The organism is Yoonia sp. (genome assembly GCF_046498525.1).
GTDB lineage: Bacteria > Pseudomonadota > Alphaproteobacteria > Rhodobacterales > Rhodobacteraceae > Yoonia.
The window spans coordinates 1-9,689 of record NZ_JAWOAN010000300.1 but is presented as its reverse complement, the minus strand read 5'-3'; the positions used below and the strand labels follow the sequence as shown (position 1 = coordinate 9,689).

The following is a 9,689-nucleotide window of genomic DNA, read 5'->3' as shown; positions in this document are numbered from 1 at the left end:
ATCTGTGGTCCCGGTCCGATGGTCGCAGCGGTATCAGATGCGCTGCTCGATCTGGGCTTGCCGATGAACAACGTTGTCTATGAACGGTTCGACTATGCAGGCAGCGCCTCGCGTCAGGACCGGCGACGGACGCTGAATTTTCTGGCGGTCGGTGCGGCGCTTGCCGGCATGATCGGTGGTTTCGTGCTGCTGACGTGACGGAACCAAACACCGGCAAGCGGTGTGCCCTATCCACACGCCAAAGATCGGCCTTGCGGTAACACGCACCTGAAAGGATTGAATATAGTATTTCTGGGCAGTCCTGATGGCGCAAACAGGGAGTTTCAGCCAACTGTGCCTGTTTGCGCCCTTGCACACTGCTTTCGGCCGACAGCTAGAGCAGCACAGCCTGCCCTGTCCGCGCGCTTTGCTGCGCGGCAAGGCCCATCGCAATCGCCTTGGCCCCATCGGCCAGGGTGACCTCGACCACGCCGTCTCCGCGCACCACCGCATTGAACCGCTGATGCTGATAAAAGGTCGATCCATTGTGATCACCCGCCTCCAGAAGCGCGGGATCGACGGGGATCTCGGACACATAAGGGCCTTTGGGCGAACGCGGACTGATGATCATCTGCGGCACCGGAGGATCGCCCAGCAGTTGCGGCCAGAACCGCCCCGGCCCCGGCACAAGCGCCTCGATCTTGCCATCCGGTCCCACGGCACTGATTTCTTCCTGATATTTCGAGCCTTCGGCGAACATGCATAGCTCCAGCATGGCACGGGCCCCCTTGGCAAAGTCGACGATCACATAGCCGTTGTCCCAGATATCAGGGGCCTCTCCGTCATAGCGTTCGTCGATGTGGTTCAGCGCCTGCCCCGCACTGGCCATCACGCGCACAGGCTCGTCCTGCAAAATCAGGCGCATCAGATCAAAGAAGTGGCAGCATTTTTCGACCAAGGTGCCGCCGGTCTTTGCGTTAAAGCGGTTCCAGTCGCCGATTTTGGGCAGGAACGGAAAACGATGCTCGCGGATGCTCAGCATCTTGATGCCGCCCGTGGCCTGCTCGGCCTGCGCGACCAGGGCCGCAACGGGGGGCATATAACGGTATTCCATCGCCACCCAGACCGGATGGGCATAGCCTTCGAACAGCCGGTTCAGCACAGCGGCATCGGACGGATTCGTATACAGCGGCTTTTCGCAAAGGATCGGCAGAGGGCGCATCGCCACGATCTGCTGCAACTGCGGCACATGCAGGTAGTTGGGGCTGACGATCACCACCGCATCCAGTTTCTCATGGGCCAACAGGTCTTCCAGCGACCCCGCGACATGGGCATCACCGGCAAGCGTCGCCGCCTCTTCCGCCAGTTCCGTCACCGGATCATAGACAACAGAAACCTGCCCATGCGGCAGAAGGTTGATATTCTGGATGTGTTCGCGGCCCATCATGCCGCAGCCGATCAGGCCGTAGTTTACCGTTTCCACGTCGTTTAACCTTTTCCCATACGAGAGATGTAATTGGCGCGCCTGGCATCATACCAAGTGCGCGAGAATTCCGCTGGTTCCTTGGCGGCGGTCCAGCTGACCCGCTCAATGTAGCCTGCAGTATCACCAGACTTGAGGTGATACATGTCCGGCGTCCAGTCGGGCATGGGCGCAACGCCGATCCGGTCCTCGACCGATGCAATCACCAAACCCAGATCATGGCGATAAAAGTGATAAAGCGAATCCGACAGATCAGAGACCGCGACCCTTTTGCGCTGCGCCCCGTCCAGCCAGATTTCTTCCAGCGCGATCACGATACCATCAAGCGATCTTATCCGCCGGATACGATGCCCTTCGGCATCTCCGCCCAAGCGCGCAAAGCTGTCGGGTTTGGTCAGACGATCCACCGACAGCACCTCTGCGGTCGGCAAGCCGCCCCCCTTCAGCAGCTCCAGCCGAAAGAACGCGTAGACTGAATCAACCGCGGGCCGATGCCGCACATAGTTGCCGGACCCCTGTACGCGATCCAGCAGCCCCTTGGCCTCCACATCCGCCAGCGCCTTGCGCAAGGTGCCGACAGCGACGCCAAGTTCATCCGCCATGTCCCGTTCCGGCGGCAGGCGCGCACCATCGGCCAGATGCCCCGCGGCAATCTCGCGGATCAGCATTTCACTCAGCTGAATGAATTTCGGCAAGGCAGAAGTTTGTGCCATGGCGGCACCTCCCCGAGCCGACACATGATAATTGATATACTATTGATGCACAGAATTTTGCGTGCTAGGCAAGTGCAAAGACAGACTTCTGGGGGAGGAGAATCAATGACCATCGTTCCGGTGACGAGCGCCGATCTGGATGCGGCCGAAGTATCGTGGTTTTCCGCGCTCTGCTCAGATGATTACCAGTTTCTTGGCGTCCCCGACGGCGATCTGCGCTCCTCTTGGGACCATTGCCGCGACATCGCGCTGACGGCTGAAAAGCAAGGCTTCCGCAACATCCTCGCCCCGTCTTCCTATCAGGTCGGCCAGGACACCTTGTCGTTTGTGGCGGGCATGGCCCCCCTGACCGAGAAGATCAATTTCCTTGCCGCGATCCGCTGTGGCGAAGTGCAGCCCATCATGCTGGCGCGTACCATCGCGACGCTGGACCACATGCTCAAGGGGCGGCTCACGCTCAACGTGATCAGTTCCGACTTCCCCGGTGAAGTCGCCGAAAGCAGCTACCGCTACAAGCGGTCCCACGAAGTCGTGGAAATCCTGCGCAAATGTTGGACACAAGACGAAGTCAGCTATGACGGCGACATCTACCAGATTTCCAAACTGACAACCGACCCGGCCCGCCCCTACCAGCAAAACGGCGGACCGCTGCTTTATTTCGGCGGCTACTCGCCCGCAGCTCTCGAACTATGCGGCGCGCAGTGCGACGTCTATCTGATGTGGCCCGAGACAACCGATATGCTGGCACAGCGCATGAAAGACGTGCACGCCCGTGCAGCCGAAAATGGCCGCACGCTGGATTACGGTCTGCGCGTCCACATGATCGTGCGCGACACCGAGGCCGAGGCCAAGGAATACGCCGACTACATCGCCTCCAAGCTGGATGACGAATACGGCAAACTGATCCGCGACCGCGCCCACGACAGCATTTCCCTTGGCGTGGCCCACCAATCCAAGGCCCGCGCATTGGCCGACAAATACGGCTACTCCGAACCGGGTCTGTGGACAGGCGTCGGGCGCGCGCGGTCCGGCTGCGGCGCGGCCCTTGTCGGCTCGACCGATCAGATCATGTCGAAAATCGAAGGGTATCAAAAGATGGGCATCCGTGCTTTCATCTTCTCAGGCTATCCGCACATCGACGAGGCCGAACATTTTGGCAAACGCGTCATGCCGCATCTGAAAACCTGCTCGCTGCCGCACGCATACGGGCGCGTGCCGTCCGAGACACCCGCAACCCCCCTAGGTACAGGACCCCGCCGTTAATATGAACCGGATCAATATCACCGACGACCTTTCCTTCAGCCGCATCGTCTATGGCATGTGGCGGCTTGGCGACGACACGGACACATCCGTCGCGCATGTTCAGGCCAAGATCGAAGCCTGCCTTGCGCAGGGCATCACAACAATGGATCAGGCCGACATCTACGGCGGTTACGAGGCCGAGGAAGTGCTGGGCCGCACACTCAAAGCCGTGCCTGCGCTCAAAGACCAGATCGAGATCGTCACCAAATGCGATATCTTGGCCCCCGCCGGGCGCTATGCTCACGCACGCGTAAAATACTATGACACCAGCCGCGCGCATATTCTTGCTTCGGTCGATCATGCGCTGCGTCTGATGAACATCGACAAGATCGACACACTGTTGATCCACCGCCCCGACCCGCTGATGGATCACCATGAAACCGGGGCCGCGCTGGACGAGGTCGTGGCCTCCGGCAAGGTGCGCAGTGTCGGTGTGTCCAACTTCAAACTGCATGACTGGACGCTGCTGCAGTCGGCGATGACAGCTCCGCTGATCACCAACCAGATCGAACTGTCCCTGATGGCGCACCAAGGGTTCACCAACGGCGACGTGGCCTATCTGCAAGAACGGAATGTGCCGGTGATGGCGTGGTCCCCTCTGGCCGGCGGCACAATCATGACCGGCACAGGCGCCGTGCAAGACGCGCTCGGCAAGGTTGCAGCGGACAATAGCGTCGATAACAGCGCGGTCGCCATCGCGTGGCTGCTGGCGCATCCGGCCAAGATCATGCCGGTTATGGGCACCAATAATATCAATCGTATCAAAACACTATCAGACGCTTTAAAGGTAAACATGGACCGCGAGACCTGGTTCGAACTTTACACAGCCGCACGCGGCAAAGAGGTACCATAATGGACGCAGGCACTCCCGCGACATTCGATCCCGGCATCGACAGCAACAGTTTTCGCGGAGCGCTGGGCAGCTTTGTCACGGGCGTCACTGTCGTGACCACAAACAGCCCTGAAGGCCCTGTCGCCATCGTCGCAAACAGCTTCTCGAGCGTCTCGCTCGACCCGCCTCTGGTGCTGTGGTCACCGGCCAAATCATCCAAACGGTTCGCCCATTTCGCAGGCGCGCGGCGTTTTGCCATCCATGTGCTCGGCGCGGACCAGCGCGACATTTGCGCAGCGATCGTCAAATCCAAAACCGCGATCAATGATGTGCCCACGCACAAATCCCATTGCGGCATGCCGATCATCGAAGGGGCCTTGGCCACATTCGAATGCAACCTCGAAGCCACCCATGACGCAGGCGATCATGTAATCATCGTGGGCCGGGTCACCAAGGCACACCACCAAGGCGGCGACCCGCTCGTCTTTCACGCAGGACAATACGGCATACTTGCCAAAGAAGGCTGACCCCGGGCTTCTTATGTTCAAAAATACCTTGGGGGAGCCGCAAAGCGGCGGGGGCAAAGCCCCTCAACAACGCGGGCCACAGGCCCGGATATAAACAGGGGAGGAGCCGATGTCGGTCCTGTTTGGCCTTTTATGGCCGCTCGAACGGTTCAACACCGTCGTCCTTGCGATAGGCAAGGTCATCGCGGTGATCGCACTTGCCATCATGGTAACTTTGATCTTGGGGCAGGTTTTTTTCCGCTACATCCTGAGCGACGCGCCCAACTGGACAGAAGAAGGGGCGCGCTTCGGCATGCTCTGGATGACGGGCCTGATGGCGCCGCTGGCCTTCCGCATGGGCGGTTTCGTCTCGATCGACATGCTTGAACGGGCCCTGCCCCGCGTCGTGTCAGGCCTGCTGACACTGCTTCTCTTGGGGATTGCGCTTTGGGTGCTTGTCATCGCCTGGGAACGGGGGCTGAACAACCATGTCGATACGCTGTCGGGGCGCGGGTGTTCGTCCTCGCTGCGCTGGCCGTTCGGGTTCGAATACGGCAAATGCGGCAACAAGTTCCAGAACAATTATCAATATGCTTCGCTCTGGGTCGGGGTGAACCTGCTGATCCTCGTGAACATCGAATTGATCATCCGCCAGATCATCAAACTGCTGGGCGCGGGCGACCGTCTCAAACCGCTGAGCGCGGAAGAATTTCAGGGGGCTGACTGATGCTGTTGTGGTTTCTTCCCCTTTTCCTCGTCCTGATCATGGTCGGCCTGCCGGTAGTCTTTGCGCTACTGGCCTCGCCCTTTGCGCTGATCATGCTCGAAGGCGACAACCGCAATGTCGTCGCGGGCCTTTATCGTAACCTTTACAACGGCATGGACAGCTTTCCTCTCATGGCACTGCCTTTCTTCATGCTGGCAGGCGAGATCATGAACCGCGGCGGGATCACCCTGCGCCTTGTTGAATTTTCGCAAGCCTTCATGGGCCACCTGCGCGGTGGTCTGGCCCATGTTAACATCATGTCGTCGATGCTTTTTGCCGGGCTTTCGGGCTCCGCTGTCGCGGATACCTCTGCGCTGGGGTCGACCCTGATCCCCGCGATGGAGAAAAACGGCTATACCCGCAAATTCGCGGCGGCCATCACGGCTGCATCATCAGTCATCGGGCCGATCATCCCGCCTTCCGGCATCATGATCATCTATGCCTATGTGATGGGCGAAAGCGTCGCGTCACTCTTTCTGGCAGGCATCGTTCCGGGCATCATGGTGGGCGTGGGTCTGATGGTCATGGTGCGGCTGATGGCCGACCGCTATGACCTGCCCAAGGCCGAACGGATCGTCACCAAAAACCAGGATATCAGTCAGGTCGAATACTGGGTCAGCTTTGCCCTTTTGCGGATCAACGTCGCGGGCCTACTCATGGCAATCTATGCCGGGCTGTCCACGCGCGTCGGGTTGGCAACAATCAACGAGGCAGGCGACAAGGTGCACAACCTCAACCTCTGGATCGTTTTCGCAGCCCTGCTGATCGCGTCGCATTTCATGCTGATGGGCTATCGCAAGCGGGTCAGCCATGATTTCCGCATGGTCTGCAAGAAAGCCATCGCACCGCTGCAAACACCGATCATTATTCTGGGCGGTATCCTTGTCGGTGTTTTCACCCCGACAGAAGCCTCTGCCGTGGCCGTGGCCTACGCGCTGATCGTCAGCTTTTTCGTGCTGCGCTCGATGAAGCTCAAGGACCTCGGCGATGTCCTGACGCGCTCTGCGCTGGCGACATCCGCGGTGCTTTTGCTGGTCGGGGCTGCGGTCGCCTTCAAGACTGTCGTATCCCTGTCATACGCGCCACAGATCCTCAGCGACTATATCCTGTCGCTGTCGGAAAACCCGCTGATGCTCTTGTTCCTGATCAACATCCTGCTGTTCATCGTGGGCATGTTCCTTGATGCAGGGCCCGCGATCATCATCCTCGGGCCGATACTGGGGCCGATCTTCGTGGATCTTGGCGTGCACCCCGTACACTTCGCGACCCGGGCGACCGCGACGACGCTGGCCCGAAAACGGTGAGGTCGATGTTATGGAGTATTACAGGATTGAAGGAATACCCACGATCCTGGCCAATGCTGCATGGAAAGGTAACAATCAGAGGGAGCCGGTCTGGGATTCTGAAAAGATACCGTTCTCCTGTTTCCTCGAGCGTGATCCCCGGTGGCCGGAAAAATTTCATGTCTGGAAAATGGTCTGGACAGAGGATGTGATCCACCTCTACCTCGACGAAGAGCTTCTGAACGAGATTGATTTGGAAAGCGCTACGTACAATGACGGCTTCAACCCTTTCCGTCAGCCACATTATATCCTCCTCAACCTGGCACTGGGAGCCAATGGTGGTGACCCGTCCGGATCGACCTTTCCGATCAGCTATGAAGTGGATTATGTAAGGGTTTATCAGCCTGAATAAGAAGAGAGGTAATTGAATAAGAGGAGAGGTAGTTAAATAAGAATAGAGGTAGTTGAATAAGAATAGAGATAGTTGAATATGATGAGAGGTAATTGAATAAGAGGTGAACGAATTGGGTAAGACGGGCGCTGACTGATTTGAAGCAAAAAAGATTGGATAATTATATAAAACAACATAGTTATGGATATTAAATTGTTATTGATTTTTTTGGTGGCAGGATTTTTTTCATGCACCGACAAGGCTTCTGTTCAAGAGAAGCCCAACGTGGTTATTATCTACCTGGATGACCTGGGATACGGAGACCTGGGATGTTATGGAACAAGTAAAATTGCAACACCCAATGTTGACCATCTTGCAGAAAACGGGATCCGGTTTACCAATGCATACAGTTCAGCAGCAACATGCACCCCTTCCCGTTACAGTTTGCTGACCGGTGAATATGCCTTCAGGATCAAAGCAGGGATTCAGGATGGCAATGCTCCTTTGCTTATAAAGGAAGGGACGCCGACATTGCCGGGGATGCTTCAGGCGAATGGTTACAAAACTGCCCTGATCGGTAAATGGCACCTCGGACTGGGTGACGGCAACCTGGACTGGAACGGGAAAATTGCACCGGGTCCACTGGAAAGAGGATTTGACTATGCGTGGATGATCCCGGCCACGGGCGATCGCGTTCCCACGGTATGGGTAGAGAACCACCATGTTGCCAGACTGGATACTGAAGACCCCATTGAGGTAAGTTATAAAGAGAAGGTCGGGAATGATCCTACGGGATTGGAGAATCCTGAGCTGTTGCGCATTCCCGCAGATCGTCAGCATGCCAAAACGATTGTGAACGGCGTGAGCCGCATCGGGTGGATGTCGGGTGGCAATGCTGCACGGTGGAATGACGAGCAAATTCCCCACCTGATGCTCAAGAAGGCCAGGGAGTTTATCAATGACCACAAAGAGGAGCCCTTCTTTATCTATTTCTCTATGCACGATGTCCATGATCCCCGCTTGCCCGATTACCGTTTCCAGGGTCAATCGGGACTGGGCAATTACGGCGATGTGGTTGTACAGATGGACTGGGTAACAGGACAGCTTGTGGATTACCTTAAAAAACTTGGGTTAAGTAAAAACACCCTGATCATTTTTTCAAGTGATAACGGTCCCGCGCTGAACGACGGATACGAGGACCACCGGAGCATCGCTCATCCTGACAGCGGCAATCACCGCTCATCCGGTCCCCTGAGAGGAGGCAAGTACAGCGCTTTTGAAGCCGGGTCCAGGATGCCAACCATTGCATACTGGCCGGCAGTGATCGAACCGGGTGTTAGCGACGCATTGATCTCACAGGTCGATCTGTATGCGTCGATTGCTGCCATGTTGGGGCACACATTGCGACCTGGCGAGGCACCTGACAGTGAGGATATCTCCGACGCCCTGCTTGGCAGGTCGCATAGCGGCAGGGAATACCTGGTAACGGAATCGTTTACCTACTCGGTAAGAAAAGGGAATTTTAAGTATATTCATCCTGTAAAGAACGTCCAGTCGTCGGGGTGGATCGGCGGGACAAAAAAGATTGAGTCAGGAGCCTCCCTCTCCCCACAGTTATACGACCTGTCGGTGGATATTGGTGAGCAGAGCAACATTGCAGCCGGCAACGAGCCTGTAGTGGAGGAGATGAAGGCGTACCTGGAGGGGGTGCTGCGGGAAGATTAGGGTCGCCGCAGCTTTCACCGGCGACCGAAGCTTTTGGCGAAGGACTTAGCGTTGGAGCCCGGGCACCATTGAAAATATTTCTTGTGCGAGTCAAAAGGTTACTTGTAGTTCGAGAGATACTTATAATATTATATATCAATTATATGATTAAAGAATTTACACATATGGATAGGAGATTGGTTTTTCTGGTAATCCTGGGATTACTGAGTGTGTCGTGTACAAGATACAGTGAATACAGTGATGTTGTTTTTCAGGAGAAAAATCCGGCCGATTGGGAGAATCCGGCGGTGAACGAGATTAACAGGGAGATGCCGCGGGCCTGGTTTGTTCCATTTGGGAGCGCCGCGGAGGTGGATGCCGATAACAAGTGGGCCTCTTCGCTACTGCAGTCGCTGAATGGTGAATGGTTGTTTCATTTTTCAGAGAATCCCGATGAACGTCCGGCCTGGTTTTTCAAAGACGATTTTGATGTGCGTGACTGGGGCACGATACCGGTGCCATCGAACTTCGAGCTCGAGGGGCACACCTATCCCATCTATACCAATATTGAATATCCTCATGCCAAGACACCTCCGGTTATCCAGGACCACTACAACCCGGTGGGCTCCTACAAGCGCTATTTTACGCTCCCCCGGTACTGGAGGGAAAAGGAGGTATACCTGCATTTTGGTGCTGTAAGTTCGGCCATGTACCTGTGGGTGAATGGGCA

9 protein-coding genes and 2 pseudogenes are annotated in these 9,689 nt (G+C 56.6%); 9 read left to right on the top strand and 2 right to left on the bottom strand.

Translation table 11 applies throughout. The features are described 5' to 3' along the window. Positions 1-198 (top strand): annotated as a pseudogene (locus tag R6T97_RS17560) (iron reductase); the annotation flags it as partial. Between the two features lie 175 nt (positions 199-373). Here R6T97_RS17560 and R6T97_RS17555 read toward each other — a convergent pair. Together R6T97_RS17555 and R6T97_RS17550 are read right to left on the bottom strand one after the other, a co-directional pair. Further along, entirely contained in the window at positions 374-1,462 is a 1,089-nt protein-coding gene (locus tag R6T97_RS17555) for a Gfo/Idh/MocA family protein (RefSeq protein WP_410350573.1), read from the bottom strand. Between the two features lie 5 nt (positions 1,463-1,467). After that, a complete protein-coding gene (locus tag R6T97_RS17550) occupies positions 1,468-2,175 on the bottom strand; it encodes a GntR family transcriptional regulator (RefSeq protein ID WP_410350572.1) in 708 nt (235 codons plus the stop codon). 105 nt (positions 2,176-2,280) lie between these two features. Between R6T97_RS17550 and R6T97_RS17545 the strand changes: the two genes are divergently transcribed. From R6T97_RS17545 to R6T97_RS17510, 8 genes and pseudogenes are all read left to right on the top strand, one after another. Next, positions 2,281-3,438, top strand: a complete 1,158-nt coding sequence (locus R6T97_RS17545; protein WP_410350571.1) for an LLM class flavin-dependent oxidoreductase — start codon at positions 2,281-2,283, stop codon at positions 3,436-3,438. A 1-nt stretch (position 3,439) separates the two neighbouring features. Continuing rightward, positions 3,440-4,330: an aldo/keto reductase family oxidoreductase gene (locus R6T97_RS17540; RefSeq protein ID WP_410350570.1), complete on the top strand. Its 891-nt coding sequence runs from the start codon at positions 3,440-3,442 to the stop codon at positions 4,328-4,330. Then, positions 4,330-4,836, top strand: coding sequence for a flavin reductase family protein (locus R6T97_RS17535; RefSeq protein ID WP_410350569.1), 507 nt, complete (start codon positions 4,330-4,332; stop codon positions 4,834-4,836). The genes R6T97_RS17540 and R6T97_RS17535 overlap by 1 nt, the downstream gene beginning before the upstream one ends. 109 nt (positions 4,837-4,945) lie before the next feature. Beyond that, positions 4,946-5,542 carry a TRAP transporter small permease gene (locus R6T97_RS17530; protein ID WP_410350568.1) on the top strand — a complete coding sequence of 199 codons (597 nt, stop codon included), beginning with the start codon at positions 4,946-4,948 and terminating at the stop codon, positions 5,540-5,542. Then, positions 5,542-6,846: pseudogene (locus R6T97_RS17525) on the top strand (TRAP transporter large permease); the annotation flags it as partial. The gene R6T97_RS17530 and the pseudogene R6T97_RS17525, both read left to right, overlap by 1 nt. Positions 6,847-6,895: 49 nt before the next feature. Beyond that, positions 6,896-7,276, top strand: a complete 381-nt coding sequence (locus R6T97_RS17520; protein ID WP_410350567.1) for a family 16 glycosylhydrolase — start codon at positions 6,896-6,898, stop codon at positions 7,274-7,276. A 180-nt stretch (positions 7,277-7,456) separates the two neighbouring features. Next, positions 7,457-8,980: a sulfatase family protein gene (locus R6T97_RS17515; protein WP_410350566.1), complete on the top strand. Its 1,524-nt coding sequence runs from the start codon at positions 7,457-7,459 to the stop codon at positions 8,978-8,980. Positions 8,981-9,156: 176 nt separating this feature from the next. Further along, on the top strand, positions 9,157-9,689 hold a 533-nt coding region (locus tag R6T97_RS17510), incomplete at its 3' end, for a sugar-binding domain-containing protein (RefSeq protein ID WP_410350565.1).

What these genes read in the sequence shown, in the direction of transcription:
- R6T97_RS17550 (WP_410350572.1), bottom strand. Translation starts at nt 2,175, where the DNA reads ATGGCACAAACTTCTGCCTTGCCGAAATTCATTCAGCTGAGTGAAATG.
- R6T97_RS17545 (WP_410350571.1), top strand. Translation starts at nt 2,281, where the DNA reads ATGACCATCGTTCCGGTGACGAGCGCCGATCTGGATGCGGCCGAAGTA.
- R6T97_RS17540 (WP_410350570.1), top strand. Translation starts at nt 3,440, where the DNA reads ATGAACCGGATCAATATCACCGACGACCTTTCCTTCAGCCGCATCGTC.
- R6T97_RS17535 (WP_410350569.1), top strand. Translation starts at nt 4,330, where the DNA reads ATGGACGCAGGCACTCCCGCGACATTCGATCCCGGCATCGACAGCAAC.
- R6T97_RS17530 (WP_410350568.1), top strand. Translation starts at nt 4,946, where the DNA reads ATGTCGGTCCTGTTTGGCCTTTTATGGCCGCTCGAACGGTTCAACACC.
- R6T97_RS17520 (WP_410350567.1), top strand. Translation starts at nt 6,896, where the DNA reads ATGGAGTATTACAGGATTGAAGGAATACCCACGATCCTGGCCAATGCT.
- R6T97_RS17515 (WP_410350566.1), top strand. Translation starts at nt 7,457, where the DNA reads ATGGATATTAAATTGTTATTGATTTTTTTGGTGGCAGGATTTTTTTCA.